Here is a 21885-nt window from a genome sequence, read left to right as displayed (position 1 = left end):
AGGGCGCGGCTTTTCGTCAAGATTCGATTGAAAGCGTGGTTTCAATCGAGAGGCTGCTCGAAAAACGGAGTTTTTCGACAGCCTCTAAGATCTCGGTTTTAACCCGCAGCTTTTTTAGTTTGTTCCGACAGTATGCGTTACAGTGCTGCCTGTGGTATCATACGGATACAGGGTATTCAGAGCCGCCGCAAGCGCCGGACTCTCCAGCGTATACCATCTGTCCTTGCCATGTAGTTCTGTTTTCAGCAGCAGCAACTCTTCCGAATCATTCCTGCACAGAAAGAGCATATAATCTGCTTCCGCGCTGTCTATTTGCACTGCAACGACGCACGGAATCCTGGTATTCGTGCCGTACGGTGTCCATCTGCCCGGAAAGCGCCGCTTGCCCTTACTGTCTGCAAGCAGCTGCACGATCGTCTCCCGATTTTCCGCAGAAAGTGTAATTTCTTCGGACGGGAACGCATAGTTATAAATCGTTTTGCTCGTCACCGGCGTATAGCTGTACGCCTTCCACGAAAACGAATCATCGACTGCACAGCCGATCTTCCGTGGTGCAAAGAATATGCCATAGATCCCAACCGCACAAAGCAGAAGGAGCAGCGCCGCTGTCACTGCACATTTGACCGATTTCTTCATATTGTCTTCCTCCCGATTCTCTATCCTTATTCTTGTACCTTGATGATACCGAACGATCCCTTGATTGTCAACCAAATTGTTCCCTGAGATACAGAAAGGCGGTACCGCTATGCAGCGATACCGCCTTTTCTTATTTCTCTTTAAAAAATTCTCTGGTCTGCTGCACATTTTCCTCGATGGCGGTCTTGAGCGCCTCCACCGATTCAAACTGCATTTCCGGACGCAGGAACTTATGCAGCTCCACATGGATCATCTTGCCGTACAAATCGCCCGCAAAGTCGAGCAGATGCGGCTCGATGGTCGGTGCACCGCCGTCTAAAAATGTCGGCTTTACACCGATATTGGTCGCTGCGATATAGCTCTGTCCGTCCACCAGAACGCGGGTTGCGTACACGCCGTACGGCGGCATCGCCATTTCGGTCGGCAGACGCAGATTGACCGTCGGCACCTGCAGCACGCTTGTGCCGACACGTCGTCCGTGCTCCACAATACCGGAAACCGTATACGGATGACCGAGAAACTTAGCCGCACCTTCCATATCGCCCTGCGAAATCAGCTGACGAATATAGGTGGAGGACACCACAATGCCGTCAATCTTGACATCCTCGATGCAGTCATAGCCGATGCCAGCCTTTTCGCACTCGATAGCCATGCCTTCTGCGTTGCCCTGCCCCTTATAGCCGAAACGGTTATTGCGCCCCGAGATGATCCAGCCCGCATTGAAGCGACCGATGAGCAGCTTGTGGATAAAATCGCGCCAGTCCATGTGCTGCATTTCATGGTCAAAGTGGCCGAAAATAACCTCGTCCACACCGCCGAGCTTTTTGATCTCCTCGGTGCGATATGCATTTGCGGTCAGCAGCGGCACCTGACGGCCCATGACAACCGAATCCGGATGCACATCAAACGTGAAAACCGCACTCGTGCCGCCGATTTGCTTGGCACGCTCGACCGCACGCTGCATGAGCGCCCGATGGCCCAGATGCACGCCGTCAAAGTAGCCGAGCGCGATGGCACGTGGCTTTGTAACTTCTATCATAAGGGAATCCCCCTGAAAAAATTGATAATTGAAAATTGAGAATTGAGAATGAATGCGGCGCTTCGCGCTTATTAAATCATCGCGCAAGGCGCGATACCTTCATTATCCATTTTCCATTTTCAATTCTCCATTTCTGTTTGTATGCAAAAACTTATCGGAAGTTTTTGTATACAAACAGACCCAAACCGCCCTTATCCAGCTCTCTCACCTGACCGAGCATGAGGAATTTATCCTGATGGTACACACGGCAGATGGTATCTGCGGTTTCCGGCAGGCTGTCGGTCTGGCGCGGAAATACGACTGCGCCTCTCGCAATGCGCTCTGCGCCCTCGTCGGTGAGCGAAACGGCGGGTCTATCGGTAAACAGGCTGTCGGTCGGCAGCAGAAGCTGCTGCATGGTGCCCTCTGCCATTGCCTGCTCACACTCGGCAAAGGTATGGCACTGCGCCAGCTCATACGCGCCCGAACGGGTGCGCTCCAGACTGTGCAGCACGGCCAGCGTGCCCAGCTTTTCGCCAAGGTCATTGACCAGTGTGCGGACATAGGTGCCCTTGCTGACCTTGCACCGCAGCGTGCCCTTCTGGGCATTCTCATCGAAGTCGAGCAGGTCCATTTCGTGCACAATGATATCGCGTGCCGGACGCTCGACTTCCCTGCCCTTGCGGGCCAGGTCGTACAGCTTCTGGCCGTTCACCTTGACCGCCGAGTACATGGGCGGCACCTGCTGCTGCGGACCGATAAAGCGCCGCACCATCTGCTTTACTGCGTATTCCGCGGCATAGCGTTCGCTGGTCTGGAGCATTTCGCCGGTGACATCCTGCGTATCTGTGCAGTAGCCGAGCGTAAACCCGGCAACGTATTCCTTATCCTGCGCTGCGGCAAAATCGGCCGCCTTGGTCGCACCGCCGACAAATACCGGCAGAACACCGGTCGCCATCGGGTCCAGTGTGCCGCCGTGACCGATCCTGCGCGTATGCAGAATGCCGCGCAGCTTGGCTACCACGTCATGTGAGGTAAAGCCCTGCGGCTTGTTCATCAGCAGGATGCCGTTCAGGTCACTTTGCTGCATGAAACTGCTCCTCTGCCGCCTTCAGCATAGCAGCCTTGGCTTCCGCCATGCGGCAGGTGAAGCTTGCACCTGCCGCACGGACATGACCGCCGCCGCCGACCTTCTTGCAGATAGCAGCCGCGTCCATCTCCTTGGTGGTGCGGACGGAAACGCGAACCGTACCGTCCGGCTTCTCGGTCAGCGTGATGCCGATCTGTACGCCCTCAATCTGGCGCGTGAGCGATGCAATCGAGTCCAGATCGTCCATATCCGCGCCTGCATGGTCGATATCCCTGCGCCAGAGCACGGCAACCGCGATCGCGCCGTTCTCGTGGAACTCCATCGTATCAAATACAATGCGCTCCATCTCAAAACGCGGACGCGATTTGGTCTCAAACAGCACGCGGTTGATCTCACCGCCGTCGATACCGGCAGTCAGGCAGGCCGCCGCTACCGCATGCGAATGCGCGGTCGTATTCGAGAACTTAAAGCAGCCCGTATCGGTCGAAACACCGATATAAATGCACTCTGCAATGTCGGCCGTGAACTTAACGCCGAGCGCGGTCAGCACATCGTACAGCACCTCGCACAGCCGCCTGCATCCGGCCGGATGAGGTTTTTTTGCCGAAGCCGTCGTTCGAGCCGTGATGGTCAATGACCAAATCGACCTTGCCCTTGTACGGCTCGGCCGTGTCCGGAAACAGCTTCTCCTCAGCGATATCAGTCGAAACCACATACGCCGGAACGAAATCCTCCGGCGGATAATACGGCACGATCAGCGGCGCATAACGCCTGGTAATCTCCGGATTTTCCAGAATATATGCGCGCTTGCCAATCTGCTGCAGACCGCGGCAGAGCGCACCGGCACAGCCTGCCGTGTCGCCGTCCGGTCTGCGGTGAGTCAGGATGAGAATGTCGTCCGCTGCCTGCAGCGCAGCAGCAGCGCCAGCAACGTCAACGATCATTCTGCGTCCTCCTCTCCCAGCTTGCCTTCATTTTTCAGCTCGTGCAGCACCTCGGAGATGTGTGCACCGTGGGTGATGGACTGATCCAGCTCAAATACCAGCTCCGGCGCGTAGCGCAGCTGTACCTTGTGGCCAACCTCGCGGCGCAGCCAGCCTGCCGCAGACTTCAGGCCCTTCATCACGTCCTTGGTCTGCTGCTCGCTGCCGAGTACGGAAATATAGCACTTCGCATAACGCAGATCGTTGGTAACATCGCAGTGTACCACGGAAACCATAGCCTCCTGTACACGCGGGTCCTTAACAGAGCGCATCGCCTCTGCCAGAGCCTTCATCACTTCTTCGGAAATACGATCAATTCGAGTAGACATAACTTTCCTCCTTTGAGGATTGATTAAAATCTGCTTGTACAGAAAATGCGATAAGCATTTTCACACGCACCGCAGTGCGTGATTCAATCCCCCCATAAAAGTCCAGCTCCGCCGGACTTTTATACCACTGCTTCTGGACGCGTGTCCAGAACCGCCTTTGCCATGCAAAGGCGAGGGGGATATCCGCCAAAGTTTCCTCGGGAACTTTGGCGGTATCTAAGGGGGACAGCGTCCCCCTTAGAAGAAGCGGTTTTACCGCTTCACTTCTTCCATAACAAAGCACTCAATGATATCGCCTTCCTTGATATCATTGTAGTTCTCGATGCTCATGCCGCACTCATAAGAGGTTGCAACTTCCTTCACATCGTCCTTGAAGCGCTTGAGGGTATTCAGGTGGCCCTCGTGGAATACGATGCCGTCACGGACTACGCGAACCTCAGCGTTACGCTGAATCTTGCCGTCCTGTACATAGCAGCCTGCAACCGCACCTGCGCCGGTGATCTTGAACACCTGACGAACCTCTGCGTGGCCGAGAACAACTTCCTTGAACTTCGGCTCGAGCATGCCCTTCATGGCCTGCTCCATCTCCTCGATGGCATCATAAATAACGCGGTACATACGCATATCAACGCCCTGCTGTGCAGCGGAGTCGGTAGCGGTGCGGTCCGGACGAACGTTAAAGCCAACAATGATCGCGCCGGAAGCGGCAGCCAGCATAACGTCGGACTCGTTGATGGCGCCAACGGCACCGTGGATAACGCGCACGCGAACCTCTTCGTTGGTCAGCTTCTCGAGAGAGGAACGAACCGCCTCGACAGAGCCCTGAACGTCTGCCTTGACGATGATATTCAGCTCCTTCATCTCGCCCTGCTGGATGGAATCGAACAGGTTATCGAGCGTTACCTTGTGGAACAGCTTGTTGCGCTCTTCCTTCTCCTTGTCCTTGCGCTGCTCAACCAGCTCACGAGCCATCTTCTCGTCGTCTACGGCGTCAAAGATGTCGCCTGCACCCGGAACCTCAGCCAGACCGATAATCTCGACCGGAACAGACGGGCCTGCGGACTCAATCTTCTTGCCGTCGTCGTTGGTCATTGCGCGAACGCGGCCGACAGAGGTACCCGCGATAACGGTATCGCCTGCATGCAGGGTGCCGTTCTGTACCAGAAGGGTTGCAACCGGGCCACGGCCCTTATCCAGCTTTGCCTCGATGACGGTACCGTGCGCCTTGCGGTTCGGGTTTGCCTTGAGGTCAGCCATTTCAGCGGTCAGCAGTACCATTTCGAGCAGGTTGTCAATGCCCTGACCGAACTTTGCGGAGATGTTGCAGACGATGGTCTGACCGCCCCATTCCTCCGGTACCAGTTCGTACTCGGTCAGCTGCTGCAGAACACGATCCGGGTTTGCACCCTGCTTGTCGATCTTGTTTACGGCAACGATGATCGGCACGTTTGCTGCCTTGGCGTGGTTGATCGCCTCGATGGTCTGCGGCATAACGCCGTCATCGGCTGCTACGACCAGAATGGCGATATCGGTTACCTGCGCACCGCGTGCACGCATGGAGGTAAACGCAGCGTGACCCGGGGTATCGAGGAAGGTGATCGGCTTGCCGCCAACCTCAACGCGGTATGCGCCGATGTGCTGGGTAATGCCGCCGGCCTCGCCCTCGATGACCTTGGTCTTGCGGATCGCGTCGAGCAGAGAGGTCTTGCCGTGGTCAACGTGACCCATAACAACAACGACCGGATCGCGCGGCTGCAGCTCTTCTTCCTTGTCCTCGTGCTCATCGAACAGCTGCTCCTCGATGGTAACGTGTACTTCCTTCTCAACCTTGCAGCCCATTTCCTCTGCAACGATGGCTGCGGTATCGTAGTCGATCACCTCAGAGATGGACGCCATAACGCCCAGCTTGATGAGACCCTTGATAACATCCGCTGCGGTGCGCTTCATACGGGAAGCCAGTTCACCGACGGAAATCTCCTCCGGAATCATTACCTTAACCGGAATCTTCTTAAGTGCTGCCATCTGCTGCTGACGCTGCAGGCGGCGCATCTTCTCCTGCTCCTCCTGACGGCGCTTGTTGCCGAACGGCTTGGAGCGCTGGTCAGACTTCTTGGTCAGCTTCTGCTTCTTGCTGCCCTTGGACTCCATTCGCTCGGCCTTTGCGTCAACCAGCTTATCTACATGATCATCATATTTTGCAAGGTTTACGTCGCCGGTGCCGCGGGTGTCAATGCGGTGAACCTGCTTTACCTTGCTCTGTGTCGGCTGCTGCTGCACGATAGGCTCCTCTCTCTTGGACTCGGTCTGCTGTTTGGTTTCCGCCTTGGACTGCTCCGGCTTCTTGCGGGATGCGCCCTGTGCGTTCAGCGTACCTTCCATGTCACTTACTTGATTATGCTGGGTGAGATACTCGAAAATGACCGACAGGTCGGTATCGTCAAGCACCTGCATGTGATTCTTCGGTGCAGAGCGATACTTCGTCAGGATTTCGGTGATCTCCTTGGTGGATACGCCGAAGTCCTTTGCGACCTCGTGTACCCGATATTTATTGTCTAATGCCATGGGCAATAACCTCCTTACACACTTCGTTCAAAACCACGGTTTTGAACGAGAGAGGACGTACCGAACAATGTTCGGATACGTCCAAAGCTGCGAAAAGTTCCTCCTGTGTCAAAACTTTTCTCCGCTCTGGTATCAAATGCACGGGCAAAGCTCGCACATTTGATGCAAAGCTATGCTTTGCTATTGGAATGCGCGCTGCGGCGCGGGAAATTACGTTTTATTGCGGAGCTGCGCTTGCCGCTGTTGAAGCTCGGCTTGCCGGCACCGCTTTTACGGTACGGGCGGCGTTCGCCGTCTTTGCGGAACGGACGCTTCTCTCCGTCGTTCTTGCGGTACGGACGATATTCACCGTCCTTGCGGAACGGACGCTTCTCGCCGTCATTCTTGCGATACGGACGATATTCACCGTCCTTGCGGAACGGGCGCTTTTCGCCGTCATTCTTGCGATACGGACGGTCGCCTTCCTTGCGGAACGGGCGATCGCCGGACGGCTTACGGTAGGTGCGCTTGGGCTTCTCCTCTGCCGATTTTTCGGTCTTGACCGGCGCTTCCTCGGTCTTTTCCGCCTTATCCTTATGCTTTTTGACGCCCCTGCGGGACTGGATCTTTGCGTTTTTTTCGCTAAGCTGCTGCGCCACTTCGGCGTATGCAGGATCCTGCTCCGCCAGCTTATTTACGGCTGCTGCCGCCATGCCGATGTCCGCTACCGCGCACATCGCGCAGCCTGCCTTGCCGATCGCGCTGCCGAGTTCCAGCTTGCCGTGCGGCAGCGTTACGCACGGCACATTGGCCTTATCGGCGTAAAATGCGGCCTTTTTCGCTGCATTTGCGCCTGCGTCGCCCGCGATGAACACACAGCGGGTCTTGTGGTCGAAGCACGCTTCGCGCACCAGCTCGTCACCGTAGGCCAGCTTGCCGGCACGGCGTGCCAGACCGAGCATTCTCAGAACCGGATCAGTTGCCATTTGCACCCTCCTGTTCCATCTGCTGCTCAAGCTGGTCATAGACCGACTCGGGCACCTCTACACTGAGCGCACGCTCGATCGCTCGGCTCTTGCGGGCCTTTTTCAGACATTCCGGCTTGCCGCACAGGTATGCGCCGCGGCCGGGTGCCTTGCCCTTGAAATCCAGCGAAAGCTCGCCTTCCGGCGAACGCACCACGCGGATCAGCTCCCGTTTCGGGAACATTTCACGGCAGCCGAGGCACTGCCGCATGGGAATCTTCTTCTGTACCATATTCTGCCGCACCTCCGCTTGCTTATTCGCCCTGAGACTCAGGAGCGATATCGATCTTGCAGCCGGTCAGCTTGGCAGCCAGACGCGCGTTCTGGCCTTCCTTGCCGATAGCGAGGGACAGCTGATCGTCCGGAACGATGACACGGCAGGACTTGTTGTCTGCCTGCATGGTGGCATTGATAACATCAGCCGGAGCGAGTGCCGCAGAAACAAACTGCGCCATATCCTCGTTCCACTTGATGATGTCGATCTTCTCGCCGTTCAGCTCGCCGGTGATGTTGGCAACACGCGCACCGCGGGTACCAACGCATGCGCCGATCGGATCCACGTTCTCATCGTGGGAAACAACAGCGATCTTGGTGCGGTTGCCTGCCTCACGCGCGATGGACTTGACCTCGACGATACCGGAGTGGATCTCCGGCACCTCCAGCTCAAACAGACGCTTAACCAGACCCGGGTGGGTGCGGGAAACAACGACCTGCGGGCCGCGGGTGCCGCGGCGGACCTCAATGAGATAAACCTTCAGGCGCTGACCCTCGGTCAGGACCTCACCGCGCACCTGCTCGGAAGCCGCCAGAACAGCCTCGCTCTTCTCACCGCCGGAAACAACATCCAGATAAGCGGTGCCGGAGCGCGGATCAATGCGGGCAACCACGCCGTTGAGGATCTCGTGTTCCTTGCTCTCGAACTCGGAGATAACCATGCCGCGCTCTGCCTCGCGGATGCCCTGAATGATAACCTGCTTTGCAGTCTGGGCCGCAATGCGGCCGAAGGACTTGGTCGGGATGTCGATATCAATGATATCGCCTACCATCGGGTTATTCTTGTACTCGGCAGCCTCCTCGAGGGTGATCTCCTCGTACGGCTCGTACAGGTCCTCCGCCTTGACAACCGTCTTGCGGACAAACATGTGAATGGTCTTCTTGTCGCGGTCCGGCTCAACATAAACATTATCGGTCATGCCGTCGTTATCGCGCTTGTAGGCGGTGATCAGCGCCTGACCTACACGGTCGAGCATATAGTCTACCGGAATGCCTTTTTCCTTTTCCAGCTGTTCCAGCGCGTCAAAAAATTCTGCGTTAACCATTTTTTCCAACTCAGCTCCTTCTTATATCTCTACCGCCAGTCGAACTGCGGCAATGTCTTTGGGTTCGTATACAGTGGTCTCGCCGTTCACTTCCAGCGTTACAGCGCCGTTGTCATAGCCAGCGAGTGTGCCCTCGATCTGCTTCATACCGTTCATCGGCTTGTAGAAGCCGACTTCGACGGTCTGACCCATGAACGCCTGGAAATGCTCCGGGCGCTTGAGGCGGCGCGACATACCGGCCGAGGAAACACACAGCGTGTAGGACGGCATATCGTCAAATTCCTTTTCATCCAGCATGGGATCGAGTGCGCGCGAAACCTGCTCGCACTGGTCGATATTAACGCCTTCCGGACGATCCACGGTGACGGTCAGCATGTACTGTCCGCCCTCTTTTTCAAACTCCACATCCCACAGGGAAACACCAGCCTGTTCACACAAAGGCTTTACCAGTTCCTCTACGCGGGCTACGATCTGCTTTGCCTGCAAAGCCGTCCCTCCTTACTGAAAAATTTTCTCCGAGCAAAGCGTAAGGAGTGGCACTTGGCCACTCCTTACGGTTACTTATCATCTTACACTGATAGTATATCACGCATTGCCGTACATTGCAAGCGTTTTTGCAATAAAAATATCCGTTTTTACCGTGAAAATGCACAAATTTAGGCGTGTGAGCCGCAAATTTTGCGGATTAGCGGCTGCTGCCGTGTCTCAGCTCATGCAGGATGCACAGTCCCATGGCCAAGATGGGAAACAGGATGCGCAGACTGAGGAAACCCATTGGGTCACCGAAATCGATGTTTGCATCCAGTATCAGGCCGATAAACCAGCCTAATATGGTGAATAAGGTCGCTTTCAGGTACATAATCTCTATCTCCTTTTTTTATTCCAACTGCCAATTACTTAAATTCACGCCAGTTGAACGAATCATAAAAAGATTCCAACTCAACACTATAACTAATACCATTTACATTTGCTTCGTTTTCACTACGAGAAAAAGCACTCCACAAATTCATATTAGAATAACTCTTTTGATTATACATTGCTGTATAATTCTTTACTGCATTTCTATATGCCGGAATAAACTCATTATAAAGCGGCAATAGTTCTTCTTCCAAAAGCGAATAGTTGATATTTTCCTTTTGCAATGTCTGTAACATTTTCTCGTTCCGGCTAATAAGAGCTTCACTATCCGGATTTCTTGTTGCTGGATTTATTGTAAATAAATTCGCGTTGATTGATTCATTATAAAGATCAAGTTCTCCTCTGCATATGGTAATTGTACGCTCCAACTTATACGCTGCTGTAACAATTTCTGTGAAATCATCATAAATCGAAATCGTCTGCGTATTGCGGTCGTAGCCGATATCCGCGCCGAACGCATTCGACACCGCACGAATCGGCACATAGGTTGTGCCGTTGTAGATAAACGCCTCGACCGCTTTACCGTTGGCGTCTGTCATGTCGATTGCTTCGTTGTTAAATTCCACATTGACGCCGGACGTGACGGTGATCGTCTTGCGATAAGTGTTTGCCGCATAGGATGTGGTCAGGAACAGGGCAAACATCAGGATGATTGCGGGGATTCTCTTTTTCATATTGTGACCTCCCTTTATTTGTTTGTTATAGTATACCAAACAATTCCTTATATTTCAATGCTATATTATTCAATCAGCACAAAAGCCGTCCGGCATTTCTGCCGAACGGCTTTGCTATTCCGTTTATATCTCAACCGACTGCACACCCAGAATGTCCTCCTGCAGCCGCAGGAAATCCGCTTTATCGAAATGCCGCGGCATGGCGATATATAGCACAATTTTTACCGAATTGCCTTCCTTCCGCTTGAGATTGATCTCGCGCACGGTGATTTTCCTCTGTGCCAGCCAGTCGTACAGACGCACAAGTTCGCCTTTGCCGTCTGTCAGACCGACCGCAAGCTCGGTCACCTGCATTTTTTCTCGCCGCTCCACACCGATCAGCAGACCGCAGACAGCCGCACCAAACAGATTATTTGAATATTTTCCGGCATACGCAGTCCCCTCTCGAATAAAAACTATCGCTCAAACGACAGATACCGCGTCCCTTGGAAGGTCAGTCTGCCGGTATCACCCTCTGCAAGCATACCATATTCCGAGCCGGAAACATGGAACTCCATCCGGTCCCCGCTTTCCACCTGAAACGTGACATAATAGGTCGTGCTCGACGTTGTGTGGAAGCCGTGCGCTCCACTCATGTCGCCAGCATTGGCATGCTGGTAATGTAATACATCTGTCCGCTTTGCAACGATCACTGCCGGTACGGTCAATCTGGGCGAATTGTTGTTCTTATGCCATGTGCTTATCCCCTGTATGATGGAAAAAATGATGATGCCAAATACGACAATAAACATGATGGGGACGATGAAACTCAATATATCAAACATCTGCATTGCAAACATCTGTGGCCCTCCTTTTCCTGTTCGACAGAATTTAGCCTTTCGATTTATCTACATAGTAACATACAGGCTGCAAAAAAGCAAAAAGAAAAAGGTTATCCAATAAGCACGCTACTGGATAACTTTTTAGGATCATTTTTCTGTTTTGGAACAGATCGAGTCGTCAGAAGTTAAAATTTAACTTACTTAACCAGCTCGATGATCGCCATTTCAGCTGCGTCGCCACGACGCGGGCCGGTCTTGATGATGCGGGTGTAGCCACCGTTGCGGTTAGCGTACTCCGGAGCGATCTCAGAGAACAGCTTAGCAACAACAGCTTCCTTGGTTACGAAAGCCATAGCCTGACGGCGGGATGCCAGGGTGTTCTTCTTGCCCAGGGTGATCATCTTCTCAGTCAGCGGGCCTACTTCCTTGGCACGAGCGAGCGTGGTCTCAACCTTGCCGTTCTCCAGCAGGTAGGTTACCAGCGCACGCAGCATAGCCATACGGTGATCCGTAGCACGGCCGAGCTTGCGATTGTTAGCCATGTGAGTTTACCTCCAAATTAAAGTAAAGCGGCGGCGCGGTAATCGTACCGCCGCAACAGTTCAAGTAATTCCTCTTTGAAATAATCAAGTATTTTCGTTCACAGCAAGGAAGAAGCGCGTGCCGCGTACAAAGGTACGCAATCGTGCTTCTGACGAAGCTGCGGGCGGAAAGACGCAGATTATTCTTCGGACTTGGCGAGGTGGAGACCCATTGCCTCCAGCTTGCCGATAACCTCTTCCAGGGACTTGCGGCCCAGGTTACGAACCTTCATCATGTCCTCCTCAGAGGTATTGATGAGGTCCTCAACCGTGTTGATGCCTGCGCGCTTGAGGCAGTTGAACGAACGCACGGAGAAGTCAAGCTCCTCAATGGTCATTTCAAGCACCTTATCGTGCTGCGCTTCAGCCTTTTCAACAACGGTGGACTTGGAGCCGATTTCCTCGGACAGGTCTACGAACAGATCGAGGTGGTCGCGCAGAACCTTCGCACCGAGCGAAACCGCATCGCGTGCGTTGATGGTTGCATCGGTCCATACCTCGAGTGTCAGCTTATCATAGTCGGTCAGGTCGCGTACACGGGTGTTTTCAACCGTGTAGTTTACCTTGTAAACCGGCGTGTAGATCGAATCCACCGGAATGACGCCGATGGAGGTCTGATGCTGCTTGTTCTTCTCAGCCGGAACATAGCCGCGGCCGGAAGTCATCGTAATCTCCATGGACAGACGCGCGTCGCTCATCAGGGTAGCGATGTGCAGATCCGGGTTGAGGATCTCAACCTCGCCGTCTGCATGAATATCGCCAGCCTTGACCTCGCCCTCGCCGGCGGCCTCGATGTAGACCGTCTTGGGACCATCACAATGCAGCTTGGCAATAATGCCCTTAACATTCAGCACGATTTCGGTAACGTCTTCCTTAACGCCCGGAATCGTAGAAAACTCGTGCTGCACACCAGCGATCTTGATGCTGGACGCTGCCGTGCCCGGCAGAGACGACAGCAGGATGCGGCGCAGAGAGTTGCCCAGCGTGGTGCCGTAGCCGCGCTCAAGAGGCTCTACAACGAACTTGCCGTAGGAACCGTCCTCCGCGAGCTGTTCACAGTCAATACGCGGTTTTTCGATTTCGATCATGTGGTACCCTCCTTCACGTTGGTTGGAAACTTAAGATAGAACAGGCGAAGCAGACGCCGCGCCTGTTCCAAAAGCGAGGGTCTATTATTTCGAGTACAGCTCGACGATGAGGTGCTCGGCAACATCATAGTCGATGTCGTCACGTGCAGGCATCGCAACGATCTTGCCCTCGAAGGAATCGTTAGCCTTCTCGATCCACTTCGGGCAAGCCTTCTTGCCGTTCTCTTCCAGCAGAGACTTGAACTTGGTGGTAGAACGGGACTTCTCGGAAACTGCAACTACGTCGCCCGGCTTAACCTGGTAAGACGGAATGTTAACGCGCTTGCCGTTTACGGTGAAGTGTGCATGGTTAACCAGCTGACGAGCCTCACGGCGGGTGTTAGCAAAGCCCATGCGGAAAACTACGTTGTCCAGACGGCGCTCGAGCTCCTGCAGCAGGATCTCACCAGTGATGCCCTGCTTGCGCTCAGCCTTCTCGTAGTAAGCATGGAACTGCTTCTCGAGTACGCCGTAGATGAATTTTACCTTCTGCTTTTCGTTCAGCTGCATGCCGTACTCGGACTGCTTGCGGCGGCTCTGCTTGGGCTGACGCTTCGTGGACTTGGAGTAACCAAGTACCGCAGGGGAAAGACCAAGCGTCTTGCAGCGCTTGAGAACGGGCTGGGTATTCTTAGCCATTTATTGGTTCCTCCTCTATTAAACTCGACGACGCTTGGGCGGACGGCAGCCGTTGTGCGGGATCGGGGTTACGTCCTTGATCATGGTAACCTCGAGGCCAGCGGCCTGCAGTGCACGGATTGCAGCCTCACGGCCGGAACCCGGGCCCTTAACGTATACTTCAACAGTCTTCAGACCGTGCTCCATTGCAGCAGCAGCAGCGGTTTCAGCCGCAGTCTGAGCAGCGAACGGAGTGGACTTACGCGAACCGCGGAAGCCCATTTCGCCGGAGGAAGCCCAGGAAATAGCGTTACCGTTCAGGTCGGTAATGGTAACGATCGTGTTGTTGAAAGAGGAACGGATATGTGCCGCGCCCTTTTCAATGTTCTTGCGCTCACGACGACGAGTACGGGTCGCAGCGCCCTTCTTCTGTACCTTAGCCATTTATACGTTCCCCTCCTTACTTCTTCTTGTTCGCAATGGTCTTCTTCGGGCCCTTGCGGGTACGAGCATTGGTCTTGGTGCGCTGACCGCGAACCGGCAGGCCGCGGCGATGGCGCAGGCCGCGGTAGCATCCAATCTCAACCAGGCGCTTGATATTCAGGCCGATCTCACGGCGCAGGTCACCCTCGACGTTGTAGTCGCGCTCGATGACTTCACGCAGCTTAGCAGCCTCTTCTTCAGTCAGGTCCTTAACGCGGGTATCCGGATTGATACCGGTCTTAGCAAGGATCTCGTTGGACGTTTTGCGGCCAATGCCGAAAACGTAGGTCAGGCCGATCTCCACGCGCTTCTCGCGGGGAAGGTCAACACCGGCAATACGTGCCATACTATTATAACCTCCATAGTTACACACTGAGGCGTGTTTGCAAACACAGTATAGGAGCCGCCTCCGCTCCTGCAGCGCCGCACTCGCCGTGCGTGCTTGTCGTGCTCGCGTAAACCATGATCCGCACCCCTGGGTGCGCATTTATTGATGACTGCTTGCAGTCATCATAAAATGGACGAGCTTTGCCCGTTCATTTTATACCTTGACTCAGCGATCTTGGATCGCGTCATTTCGGTATCGAAAATCAGTTTCTACTGGAACTGATTTTCTATATAGACTTTTTGAAAGTCCCTATAAGCACCGTCAGGTGCTCTTAGCCCTGCTTCTGCTTGTGCTTCGGGTTCTGGCAGATAACCATAACCTTGCCCTTACGGCGAATGATCTTGCACTTCTCGCAGATCGGCTTTACAGACGGTCTTACCTTCATGTTATTTTACCTCCATCAAATTTTTGGTGGGATGGGACACCGGAAACCTGTCCGGCGACCACTGGCGCGCAGGTCACATGCGTACCTCCGCCCGCTTTTTATCTTACTTGGAACGCCAAGTGATACGACCGCGGGTCAGGTCGTAAGGCGACATCTGAACGGTGACCTTGTCGCCGGGAAGAATGCGGATAAAGTTCATGCGGAGCTTGCCCGAGATATGCGCCAGAATCTTATGGCCGTTGGGAAGCTCTACCTGAAACATTGCATTGGGCAGCGCCTCTACGACGGTACCCTCGAGCTCAATCACATCATCTTTTGCCATTGTGGTTTATCCTCCTCGGTCAATTTGCGTTCTCGTCCCCTGTCCAGAGGGCGAGCGCCTTGCGGATCTCGCTGTTTGTCAGCCGGCTTTCGCTTTGCAGCTTAAGCCGTGTGCGCTCGTCGCATGGGCCCTGCAGGCTCACATGCTTGCGGCGCTTGCGCTTCGGGTTTTCGGCCCGGCGCGCACGTCCGTTCGCCAGCAGAAGAAAATCCCCCTCCTCTGCGACGACCAGCATCAGCTGTCCTCTGTCCCTTCCGGTCAGCGACAGCACAATGTCGGCGGTACGAATCTCTGCCATTACAGCACTTCGCCGTCGATATTCGTAAGAATCTCCGGCTCTCCATCCGTAATAGCGATGGTGTTTTCGTAGTGAGCGGACAGCTTGCCGTCCCTGGTCTTAACCGTCCAGCCATCCGGCAGGACCTTGACCGTGTAAACACCCACATTGACCATCGGCTCTACCGCGATGACCATACCGCGCTGCAGGCGAATGCCGTGGCCCGGTTTGCCGTAGTTCGGAACCTCCGGGCTCTCATGCAGCGCAGCGCCTACGCCGTGACCGACGTAGTCGCGCACGACAGAAAAGCCGTTGGCCTCGACGTAAGCCTGAACGGCTGCGCCGATATCCGATACGCGGTAGCCCTCACGGGCAAATTTAATGCCTTCAAAGAAGCTCTGACGTGTTACAGCGATCAGCTTTTTCGCCTCTTCGCTTACTTCACCGCACGGAACCGTGCAGGCGCAGTCGCCGTGGAAACCGCCGATGTATGCACCAACATCAACCTTAACGATATCGCCTTCCTTGACAACTGCGTGCTTGGAAGGAATACCGTGGATGACCTGGTCATTCAGCGATACGCAGGCGCTGCCCGGGAAGCCGCCGTAGCCGAGGAAGGACGGCTTGGCGCCGGCATCCTCAATCGTCTTGCGGACGATGCGGTCGATCTCCCAAGTGGTAACACCCGGCTTTACGGCGTCTGCCGCCGCCTTACGCGCAATAGCGGTAAGGCGGCCGGCAACACGCATTTTTTCAAGCTCTTTTTCCGTCTTGATATGAATCATATTACAGACCCAGCGCCTCTACTGCAAACTTTTCGGTAGCGGTGATGCCCTGAGCACCATCGATGCTCTTGAGCTTGCCCTGGGCTTCATAGTAGCCCTTGAGCGGCTCAGTCTGCTCATGGTAGGTTTCAAGACGATGACGAACGACCTCAGCCTGATCATCGCTGCGGATGACCAGCTTATCGCCGCAGATGTCGCAAACGTCCTTCACACGCGGCGGATTTGCCTCAACGTGATAGGTTGCACCGCAGCGCAGGCAGACACGGCGGCCGGTCATGCGCTTTTCGATGACGTCGTCTGCAACCTCAAGGGACAGAGCGCAGTCGATGTGAGCAATCTCGTCGAGTGCTTCCGCCTGCGGAATCGTACGCGGAAAACCATCGAGGATGAAACCGCTCTTGCAGTCGCGCTTAGCGATACGCTCCTTCAGCATGCCGATAACCACTTCATCGGGTACCAGCTTGCCGGCATCCATATACTCCTTAGCGGACTGGCCGAGCGGAGTATTGTTCTTAATCGCTTCGCGCAGGATGTTACCGGTGGAAATGCTCGGTACACCCATCTGCTCGATCAGGTAAGAAGCAAGCGTGCCCTTACCGGCGCCCGGAGCGCCCAGCAGAATTAAATTCATTTGAACACAGCCTCCAGAATTATTCCAGGAATCCCTTATGATGACGCATCAGCATCTGTGCTTCCATCTGCTTCACCGTATCAAGCGCAACGCCTACTACGATGATAACCGAGGTGCCGCCCAGTGCTACGTTGCTCAGGCTGGAGTTTACTGCGCCTACGATCAGCGGGAGCAGTGCTACAACAGCGAGGAACAGCGCACCAACGAAGGTGACCTTGCCGAGTGCCTTGGTGATGAAGTCGCTGGTCGGCTTGCCGGGACGGAAGCCCGGGATGAAGCCGCCGTTCTTCTTCAGGTTGTTGGCGATCTCGATCGGGTTGAACTGGATGGATGCATAGAAGTATGCAAATGCGAGGATCAGCAGTGCGTACAGTACAATGTAGAACACGCTGGTCTGAGAGAACAGGTTAAGAATATGCGCACCAACCGAGCCGCTCTCCGGGTGCCAGAACATCGAAATGGTCTGCGGCAGGGACAGGATGGACGATGCGAAGATGATCGGCATAACGCCGGACGCATTGACCTTGATCGGCAGGTGGGTGGACTGACCGCCGTACATCTTGCGGCCAACTACGCGCTTTGCGTACTGAACCGGGATGCGGCGCTCTGCGTTCGACATATAAACGATGAATACAACGATCGCAAGACCGACGATAATCATTGCAATGCCGGAAACGATGCCGCTCGTGCCGGTCTGGAACAGGTTAACCAGCGTACGCATGAGCGACGGACCGCGGGAGACGATACCTGCGAACAGGATGATCGAAATGCCGTTGCCGATACCCTTCTGGGTGATATGCTCGCCCATCCACATGATCAGCGCGGTGCCTGCGGTGAAAGTTACGATAATGGTTACGGCTGCAAGCGCGCCGGTGTTGGACAGCATGGTCTTGCCGCCGAAACCGTTGCGAAGCAGTGCGTAGTAGGACAGGCCCTGGAGCAGACCAAGCAGAACGCCGAGGTAACGGGTCCAGCTTGCGATCTTCTCACGGCCTTCCTCGCCGCCGTCCTTTACCATACGCTCAAGAGCGGGGATGGCAACAGTCAGCAGCTGAAGGATGATGGATGCGTTGATATACGGGGTGATGGACATTGCGAAGATGGTCGCACGAGACAGACCACCGCCGGTGAACATATCCAGATAACCAAGCATCGAACCGTTTACCGATGCCTGCTCAAAGTACTGAGACAGGAGCGTGGTATCAATAAACGGAACCGGAATGCACGAACCAAAGCGGAAGATCAGGATGATGAACAGAGTGTACAGCATCTTCTTGCGCAGTTCGGGCATAGACCAGGCGTTTTTAAGGGTTTGAAACACCTTAAACCACCTCGCCTTTCCGCCTGCGGCTTCGATCTTCTCCTTTGCGGAAGCCGAGAAAGCAGCTGCCTTAACGGTCAGCTTCTTGGTCAGCGTGCCGGTGCCGAGGATCTTGATGCCGTCGAGAGCATTCTTAACGATGCCGGCATTGCAGAGGATCTCTGCAGTTACCTCAGCGCCGTCTTCAAACTTCTCCAGTGCGGAAACATTGACCGGTGCGTAAGTGGTGCCGAAAATGTTGTGGAAACCACGCTTCGGCAGACGACGTGCCAGAGGCATCTGGCCGCCTTCAAAGCCCGGACGGACACCGCCGCCGGAACGGGCCCACTGGCCCTTGTGACCGCGACCTGCGGTCTTGCCATTGCCGGAACCAGCGCCGCGGCCCTTACGGTATGCCGGCTTGGTAGCGCCTGCGGCAGGCGTCAATTCATGCAGCTTCATGGGTTACGCCTCCTCTACGATTTCGAGCAGGTAACCGATCTGCTTTACCTTGCCGCGCGTCTGCGCGTTGTCCGGCTGAACGGTTACGTCATTGATCTTCTTAAGCCCCAAAGAATGAGCCGTTGCGATGTGCTTCTCCAAGCGACCAGCCAGGCTCTTTTTCAGGGTAATCTTCATGTTAGCCATTGTCAGTTACCCCTTTCTTACAGTTCTTCTACGGCTTTGCCGCGTACAGCAGCTACCTGAGCTGCGTCGCGCAGGCTCTTCAGGCCTTCCATCGTTGCGGTAACAACGTTCTGCGGGTTGTTGGAACGCAGGCACTTGGTACGGATGTCCTTGATGCCGGCAGCCTCAACTACTGCACGAACAGCGCCGCCGGCGATAACGCCGGTACCGGGAGCAGCAGGCTTGAGCAGAACGCGGCCTGCACCGAACTCGCCGATAACCTCGTGCGGGATGGTGGTGCCCTTCAGAGAAATCTTAACGAGGTTCTTCTTGGCGTCCTCGATGCCCTTGCGGATAGCGTCCGGAACCTCGGAAGCCTTACCGAGGCCGAAACCGACAGTACCCTTGCCGTCGCCTACAACGACCAGAGCTGCGAACTTGAAGATTCGGCCGCCCTTAACGGTCTTGGCAACGCGGTTGAGCGCTACAACGTTCTCGGAGAACTCGTCCTCACGCTTATCGTTTCTGTTAAACTGAGCCATGTTTTACCTCCTCCCGATTAAAACTGCAGGCCGCCCTCACGGGCGCCATCTGCGAGCTCCTTCACGCGGCCGTGGAACACATAGCCGCCGCGGTCAAACACGACAGTCTCAATGCCCTTAGCCTTGCAGCGCTCGGCAACGATCTGACCAATCTTCTTGGCTGCTTCCTTGTTGCCGCCGTACTCGGTAAAGCTCTTCTCTGCAGTCGAGGCGGATACGAGGGTTACACCGGCTACATCGTCAATAACCTGTGCATAGATGTTCTTTGCAGAACGGAATACGTCCAGACGGGGACGCTCAGCGGTGCCGCTGATCTTAGCGCGTACGCGCTTGTGGCGCTGAAGGCGCGCCTTGTTGGAATCCTTCTTCGAAACCATTTATTTTCGCCTCTCCTTTCCTTACTTCTTCTTAGCGCCGGTCTTGCCTTCCTTGCGGCGGACATACTCATCAGCGTAGCGAATGCCCTTGCCCTTATAGGGTTCCGGCGGACGCTTCTCGCGGACTTCCGCTGCAAACTGGCCAACCTTCTGCTTGTCAGGACCGGAGATGATGATCGTGTTCGGGTTCGGAACGTCGATCGTGATGCCCTCTACCTCGCTCATGGTAACCTGATGCGAGTAGCCGAGGTTCATAACCAGATCCTTGCCCTGCTTAGCGACACGGTAACCAACGCCCTGAACGCTCAGCTCCTTCTTGAAGCCTTCGGTAACACCAACAACCATGTTGTGAACCAAGCTGCGGGTGAGGCCGTGCAGTGCGCGGTTGTGCTTGTCGTCGTTCGGACGGGTTACGAGGATTTCGTTGCCCTCTACCGCGATGGTCATGTTCGGATGAAATTCGCGGGTAAGGGTTGCCTTAGCGCCCTTCACGGTAACAACGCTGCCGTCAATCTTGACTTCAACGCCGGCCGGGATGGCAATCGGCATTCTACCAATACGAGACATTGTTTATACCTCCCTTACCATACAAATGCGAGAACTTCACCGCCGACATTCAGCTCGCGAGCCTTCTTGTCGGTCATGACGCCTCTGGAAGTGGAAACGATGGCAATACCAAGGCCGCGGAGTACCTTCGGCAGCTCCTGTGCGCCAGCGTATACACGCAGGCCCGGCTTGGACACACGCTTGATGCCGGTGATAGCCTTCTGGCGGTTATCAACGTACTTCAGTGCGATGCGGATAATGCCCTGGGTGTTGCCCTCTACAACCTCGAAAGACTTGATGTAGCCTTCGTCGAGCAGGATCTGGGCAATAGCCTTCTTCATCTTGGATGCGGGTACATCCACACTGGCATGACGAGCATTGCCAGCGTTGCGGATACGAGTCAGCATATCCGCGATAGGATCAGTGATCTGCATAAAATGCTCTCCTTTAATATAAGAAGTTTGGGGGTAGTGCAGCAATCGAGCGCCGGTGGGTTAATCCGGTTCTGATTTGTCTGTTTGCCCTCCACTTTTCTTTACACTGTTCGTGGCCCTTCCACGGACAGCGGCGGGGATAAAAAATCGCCGGTCCAGTACTCAACCAGACCAGCGTTAATTATAGCACGAGAAACCAATGGCTGCAATCGGAAAAGTGCTGATTTTTACGCAGTTTTAGCCTGTTTTGCAGTCAAATTGCTTGATTACCCGGTATAACGGCAGGTCGGCCGTTTTTGGACCGCACCAGGGACCACGCCGGGAAAATCCGGTTGATGGCCAATGGGCGTGCGCAGGAGAAACTCCTTTGCGCGGCAATTCGGTTACGCATTTGCGCAACTGTAATTAGTATACACTACACCGGGTGTATCGCGCAAGTGTTTTTTTCAAAATTTCTTAATTTTTTGAGATTTTCTTTTTTGAGAGGATTTCGCCTGCGAGGCGAACGGAACTGCGCTGACGCCGCGCGGGCGCACAAGAGGGTAGACAACCTGCGGTTTCCACCCTCTTGTAAATCTCCCCTTTTCCCTTAGAGGGTCTGGCGCAGATTGCCGACATGTGACCGCTGCGAAAATGGGAAACGGCAGTCGGGTTACCACAGCGTGTCTTTCTCCGCCTTTTCGCAGTTCACAGATAGCGTACTGCTACACATACGGTTAAATCTACGCTGAGTGCGGCATAACAGTGCCGCACAATTCGTGAGCGCGTTGTTACAGGCAGGGCCTGCGAAGATAAATTGTCCCAGATAGCCAAATTCGTAGGTGCCGTGCGTTACAACGCACCAAAGGGTTGCGCGACACGGGCATGTCGCGCCTGCGTAGATTTAACCGTATGTGTAGCAGTACATTATCTGACACTGCGAATAGGGCAAGAAATGGGAGCACACTGTGCTCCCCTACGATAGAAAGAATCCTCTGCCGTTCCCCTTATTTCGAAGCAGTCGCCGCTCTCCGATTTTTGCCGGGCTAAGAAACAAAGGGAAACGGGAGTAAGAGGGTAGAAACCGTAGGTGTCTACCCTCTTGCCCCGCCGCGGGGCGCGGCAGTCG

The 21885-nt window shown here is 54.7% G+C and carries 31 protein-coding genes; all 31 read right to left on the bottom strand.

The genetic code is table 11. The annotated features are described in order from the left end of the window. Positions 1-114: 114 nt before the first annotated feature. Positions 115-636 (bottom strand): hypothetical protein, encoded by a 522-nt coding sequence (locus DXB00_RS14645; protein ID WP_110435373.1) that lies wholly within the window; start codon positions 634-636, stop codon positions 115-117. A gap of 130 nt (positions 637-766) precedes the next feature. Next, positions 767-1675, bottom strand: coding sequence for a riboflavin biosynthesis protein RibF (ribF, locus tag DXB00_RS14640; protein ID WP_110435374.1), 909 nt, complete (start codon positions 1673-1675; stop codon positions 767-769). Between the two features lie 151 nt (positions 1676-1826). Then, complete coding sequence (gene truB, locus DXB00_RS14635; protein WP_118728799.1) at positions 1827-2744, bottom strand: tRNA pseudouridine(55) synthase TruB; 918 nt, start codon at positions 2742-2744, stop codon at positions 1827-1829. Then, positions 2731-3306, bottom strand: coding sequence for a DHH family phosphoesterase (locus tag DXB00_RS14630; protein ID WP_158581333.1), 576 nt, complete (start codon positions 3304-3306; stop codon positions 2731-2733). The genes truB and DXB00_RS14630 overlap by 14 nt, the downstream gene beginning before the upstream one ends. Beyond that, positions 3272-3688, bottom strand: a complete 417-nt coding sequence (locus DXB00_RS14625; RefSeq protein WP_119215111.1) for a DHH family phosphoesterase — start codon at positions 3686-3688, stop codon at positions 3272-3274. The genes DXB00_RS14630 and DXB00_RS14625 overlap by 35 nt, the downstream gene beginning before the upstream one ends. Next, a complete protein-coding gene (gene rbfA, locus DXB00_RS14620; RefSeq protein WP_110435377.1) occupies positions 3685-4056 on the bottom strand; it encodes a 30S ribosome-binding factor RbfA in 372 nt (123 codons plus the stop codon). Before rbfA ends, DXB00_RS14625 begins: the two co-directional genes overlap by 4 nt. Positions 4057-4308: 252 nt before the next feature. After that, positions 4309-6618 (bottom strand): translation initiation factor IF-2, encoded by a 2310-nt coding sequence (infB, locus tag DXB00_RS14615; protein ID WP_118728797.1) that lies wholly within the window; start codon positions 6616-6618, stop codon positions 4309-4311. 170 nt (positions 6619-6788) lie between these two features. Next, complete coding sequence (locus DXB00_RS14610; protein WP_158581332.1) at positions 6789-7583, bottom strand: ribosomal L7Ae/L30e/S12e/Gadd45 family protein; 795 nt, start codon at positions 7581-7583, stop codon at positions 6789-6791. Next, positions 7573-7854: an RNase P modulator RnpM gene (gene rnpM / locus DXB00_RS14605; RefSeq protein WP_117489855.1), complete on the bottom strand. Its 282-nt coding sequence runs from the start codon at positions 7852-7854 to the stop codon at positions 7573-7575. Before rnpM ends, DXB00_RS14610 begins: the two co-directional genes overlap by 11 nt. 22 nt (positions 7855-7876) lie before the next feature. After that, on the bottom strand, positions 7877-8941 hold the full coding sequence (gene nusA / locus DXB00_RS14600) for a transcription termination factor NusA (RefSeq protein WP_110435381.1): 1065 nt from the start codon (positions 8939-8941) through the stop codon (positions 7877-7879). Positions 8942-8962: 21 nt separating this feature from the next. Further along, positions 8963-9427, bottom strand: coding sequence for a ribosome maturation factor RimP (gene rimP, locus DXB00_RS14595; RefSeq protein ID WP_242988106.1), 465 nt, complete (start codon positions 9425-9427; stop codon positions 8963-8965). 199 nt (positions 9428-9626) lie between these two features. Continuing rightward, positions 9627-9800: a hypothetical protein gene (locus DXB00_RS16500; RefSeq protein WP_158578249.1), complete on the bottom strand. Its 174-nt coding sequence runs from the start codon at positions 9798-9800 to the stop codon at positions 9627-9629. A 34-nt stretch (positions 9801-9834) separates the two neighbouring features. Beyond that, a complete protein-coding gene (locus DXB00_RS14590; protein WP_118728795.1) occupies positions 9835-10533 on the bottom strand; it encodes a copper amine oxidase N-terminal domain-containing protein in 699 nt (232 codons plus the stop codon). Between the two features lie 123 nt (positions 10534-10656). Continuing rightward, positions 10657-10887 carry a hypothetical protein gene (locus DXB00_RS14585; RefSeq protein ID WP_119215109.1) on the bottom strand — a complete coding sequence of 77 codons (231 nt, stop codon included), beginning with the start codon at positions 10885-10887 and terminating at the stop codon, positions 10657-10659. A 101-nt stretch (positions 10888-10988) separates the two neighbouring features. Beyond that, positions 10989-11372 (bottom strand): DUF2500 domain-containing protein, encoded by a 384-nt coding sequence (locus DXB00_RS14580; protein ID WP_442861136.1) that lies wholly within the window; start codon positions 11370-11372, stop codon positions 10989-10991. A gap of 179 nt (positions 11373-11551) precedes the next feature. After that, positions 11552-11896: a 50S ribosomal protein L17 gene (gene rplQ / locus DXB00_RS14575; protein ID WP_110435384.1), complete on the bottom strand. Its 345-nt coding sequence runs from the start codon at positions 11894-11896 to the stop codon at positions 11552-11554. A gap of 179 nt (positions 11897-12075) precedes the next feature. After that, positions 12076-13023, bottom strand: coding sequence for a DNA-directed RNA polymerase subunit alpha (locus tag DXB00_RS14570; protein ID WP_110435385.1), 948 nt, complete (start codon positions 13021-13023; stop codon positions 12076-12078). Positions 13024-13107: 84 nt separating this feature from the next. Continuing rightward, positions 13108-13701 carry a 30S ribosomal protein S4 gene (gene rpsD / locus DXB00_RS14565; protein WP_110435386.1) on the bottom strand — a complete coding sequence of 198 codons (594 nt, stop codon included), beginning with the start codon at positions 13699-13701 and terminating at the stop codon, positions 13108-13110. Between the two features lie 18 nt (positions 13702-13719). Further along, positions 13720-14124 carry a 30S ribosomal protein S11 gene (gene rpsK / locus DXB00_RS14560; protein WP_031472201.1) on the bottom strand — a complete coding sequence of 135 codons (405 nt, stop codon included), beginning with the start codon at positions 14122-14124 and terminating at the stop codon, positions 13720-13722. 16 nt (positions 14125-14140) lie between these two features. Next, a complete protein-coding gene (gene rpsM / locus DXB00_RS14555) occupies positions 14141-14509 on the bottom strand; it encodes a 30S ribosomal protein S13 (protein WP_031472203.1) in 369 nt (122 codons plus the stop codon). A gap of 313 nt (positions 14510-14822) precedes the next feature. Then, positions 14823-14936: a 50S ribosomal protein L36 gene (rpmJ, locus tag DXB00_RS14550; protein WP_031472205.1), complete on the bottom strand. Its 114-nt coding sequence runs from the start codon at positions 14934-14936 to the stop codon at positions 14823-14825. 103 nt (positions 14937-15039) lie between these two features. Then, the gene (gene infA / locus DXB00_RS14545) at positions 15040-15258 is read right to left on the bottom strand and encodes a translation initiation factor IF-1 (RefSeq protein WP_110435387.1); all 219 of its coding nucleotides are present in this window, start codon (positions 15256-15258) and stop codon (positions 15040-15042) included. Positions 15259-15277: 19 nt separating this feature from the next. After that, positions 15278-15556, bottom strand: a complete 279-nt coding sequence (locus DXB00_RS14540; RefSeq protein WP_110435388.1) for a KOW domain-containing RNA-binding protein — start codon at positions 15554-15556, stop codon at positions 15278-15280. Continuing rightward, positions 15556-16320, bottom strand: a complete 765-nt coding sequence (gene map / locus DXB00_RS14535; RefSeq protein ID WP_110435389.1) for a type I methionyl aminopeptidase — start codon at positions 16318-16320, stop codon at positions 15556-15558. The genes DXB00_RS14540 and map overlap by 1 nt, the downstream gene beginning before the upstream one ends. A gap of 1 nt (position 16321) precedes the next feature. Then, positions 16322-16951, bottom strand: coding sequence for an adenylate kinase (locus tag DXB00_RS14530; protein WP_110435390.1), 630 nt, complete (start codon positions 16949-16951; stop codon positions 16322-16324). A 19-nt stretch (positions 16952-16970) separates the two neighbouring features. Continuing rightward, complete coding sequence (gene secY, locus DXB00_RS14525) at positions 16971-18713, bottom strand: preprotein translocase subunit SecY (RefSeq protein ID WP_119215108.1); 1743 nt, start codon at positions 18711-18713, stop codon at positions 16971-16973. A 3-nt stretch (positions 18714-18716) separates the two neighbouring features. After that, positions 18717-18899 carry a 50S ribosomal protein L30 gene (gene rpmD / locus DXB00_RS14520; RefSeq protein ID WP_110435393.1) on the bottom strand — a complete coding sequence of 61 codons (183 nt, stop codon included), beginning with the start codon at positions 18897-18899 and terminating at the stop codon, positions 18717-18719. A 17-nt stretch (positions 18900-18916) separates the two neighbouring features. Continuing rightward, a complete protein-coding gene (gene rpsE / locus DXB00_RS14515) occupies positions 18917-19420 on the bottom strand; it encodes a 30S ribosomal protein S5 (RefSeq protein WP_054326956.1) in 504 nt (167 codons plus the stop codon). 17 nt (positions 19421-19437) lie between these two features. Then, positions 19438-19797, bottom strand: a complete 360-nt coding sequence (gene rplR, locus DXB00_RS14510; RefSeq protein WP_110435394.1) for a 50S ribosomal protein L18 — start codon at positions 19795-19797, stop codon at positions 19438-19440. A gap of 21 nt (positions 19798-19818) precedes the next feature. Beyond that, positions 19819-20364: a 50S ribosomal protein L6 gene (rplF, locus tag DXB00_RS14505; RefSeq protein ID WP_110435395.1), complete on the bottom strand. Its 546-nt coding sequence runs from the start codon at positions 20362-20364 to the stop codon at positions 19819-19821. A 14-nt stretch (positions 20365-20378) separates the two neighbouring features. Further along, entirely contained in the window at positions 20379-20777 is a 399-nt protein-coding gene (gene rpsH, locus DXB00_RS14500) for a 30S ribosomal protein S8 (protein ID WP_110435396.1), read from the bottom strand. Positions 20778-21885: the final 1108 nt, after the last annotated feature.

It is taken from the genome of Butyricicoccus sp. OF10-2 (assembly GCF_003481925.1).
GTDB lineage: Bacteria > Bacillota > Clostridia > Oscillospirales > Butyricicoccaceae > Agathobaculum > Agathobaculum butyriciproducens.
Note: the sequence above shows the minus strand (reverse complement) of the source record. Positions and strands in the feature narration are given on the sequence as shown.

Coding starts and splice junctions, on each gene's coding strand:
- DXB00_RS14645 (WP_110435373.1), bottom strand. CDS start 636: ATGAAGAAATCGGTCAAATGTGCAGTGACAGCGGCGCTGCTCCTTCTG.
- ribF (WP_110435374.1), bottom strand. CDS start 1,675: ATGATAGAAGTTACAAAGCCACGTGCCATCGCGCTCGGCTACTTTGAC.
- truB (WP_118728799.1), bottom strand. CDS start 2,744: ATGCAGCAAAGTGACCTGAACGGCATCCTGCTGATGAACAAGCCGCAG.
- DXB00_RS14625 (WP_119215111.1), bottom strand. CDS start 3,688: ATGATCGTTGACGTTGCTGGCGCTGCTGCTGCGCTGCAGGCAGCGGAC.
- rbfA (WP_110435377.1), bottom strand. CDS start 4,056: ATGTCTACTCGAATTGATCGTATTTCCGAAGAAGTGATGAAGGCTCTG.
- infB (WP_118728797.1), bottom strand. CDS start 6,618: ATGGCATTAGACAATAAATATCGGGTACACGAGGTCGCAAAGGACTTC.
- DXB00_RS14610 (WP_158581332.1), bottom strand. CDS start 7,583: ATGGCAACTGATCCGGTTCTGAGAATGCTCGGTCTGGCACGCCGTGCC.
- rnpM (WP_117489855.1), bottom strand. CDS start 7,854: ATGGTACAGAAGAAGATTCCCATGCGGCAGTGCCTCGGCTGCCGTGAA.
- nusA (WP_110435381.1), bottom strand. CDS start 8,941: ATGGTTAACGCAGAATTTTTTGACGCGCTGGAACAGCTGGAAAAGGAA.
- DXB00_RS16500 (WP_158578249.1), bottom strand. CDS start 9,800: ATGTACCTGAAAGCGACCTTATTCACCATATTAGGCTGGTTTATCGGC.
- DXB00_RS14590 (WP_118728795.1), bottom strand. CDS start 10,533: ATGAAAAAGAGAATCCCCGCAATCATCCTGATGTTTGCCCTGTTCCTG.
- DXB00_RS14585 (WP_119215109.1), bottom strand. CDS start 10,887: ATGCAGGTGACCGAGCTTGCGGTCGGTCTGACAGACGGCAAAGGCGAA.
- DXB00_RS14580 (WP_442861136.1), bottom strand. CDS start 11,372: ATGTTTGCAATGCAGATGTTTGATATATTGAGTTTCATCGTCCCCATC.
- rplQ (WP_110435384.1), bottom strand. CDS start 11,896: ATGGCTAACAATCGCAAGCTCGGCCGTGCTACGGATCACCGTATGGCT.
- DXB00_RS14570 (WP_110435385.1), bottom strand. CDS start 13,023: ATGATCGAAATCGAAAAACCGCGTATTGACTGTGAACAGCTCGCGGAG.
- rpsD (WP_110435386.1), bottom strand. CDS start 13,701: ATGGCTAAGAATACCCAGCCCGTTCTCAAGCGCTGCAAGACGCTTGGT.
- rpsK (WP_031472201.1), bottom strand. CDS start 14,124: ATGGCTAAGGTACAGAAGAAGGGCGCTGCGACCCGTACTCGTCGTCGT.
- rpsM (WP_031472203.1), bottom strand. CDS start 14,509: ATGGCACGTATTGCCGGTGTTGACCTTCCCCGCGAGAAGCGCGTGGAG.
- rpmJ (WP_031472205.1), bottom strand. CDS start 14,936: ATGAAGGTAAGACCGTCTGTAAAGCCGATCTGCGAGAAGTGCAAGATC.
- infA (WP_110435387.1), bottom strand. CDS start 15,258: ATGGCAAAAGATGATGTGATTGAGCTCGAGGGTACCGTCGTAGAGGCG.
- DXB00_RS14540 (WP_110435388.1), bottom strand. CDS start 15,556: ATGGCAGAGATTCGTACCGCCGACATTGTGCTGTCGCTGACCGGAAGG.
- map (WP_110435389.1), bottom strand. CDS start 16,320: ATGATTCATATCAAGACGGAAAAAGAGCTTGAAAAAATGCGTGTTGCC.
- DXB00_RS14530 (WP_110435390.1), bottom strand. CDS start 16,951: ATGAATTTAATTCTGCTGGGCGCTCCGGGCGCCGGTAAGGGCACGCTT.
- secY (WP_119215108.1), bottom strand. CDS start 18,713: ATGAAGCTGCATGAATTGACGCCTGCCGCAGGCGCTACCAAGCCGGCA.
- rpmD (WP_110435393.1), bottom strand. CDS start 18,899: ATGGCTAACATGAAGATTACCCTGAAAAAGAGCCTGGCTGGTCGCTTG.
- rpsE (WP_054326956.1), bottom strand. CDS start 19,420: ATGGCTCAGTTTAACAGAAACGATAAGCGTGAGGACGAGTTCTCCGAG.
- rplR (WP_110435394.1), bottom strand. CDS start 19,797: ATGGTTTCGAAGAAGGATTCCAACAAGGCGCGCCTTCAGCGCCACAAG.
- rplF (WP_110435395.1), bottom strand. CDS start 20,364: ATGTCTCGTATTGGTAGAATGCCGATTGCCATCCCGGCCGGCGTTGAA.
- rpsH (WP_110435396.1), bottom strand. CDS start 20,777: ATGCAGATCACTGATCCTATCGCGGATATGCTGACTCGTATCCGCAAC.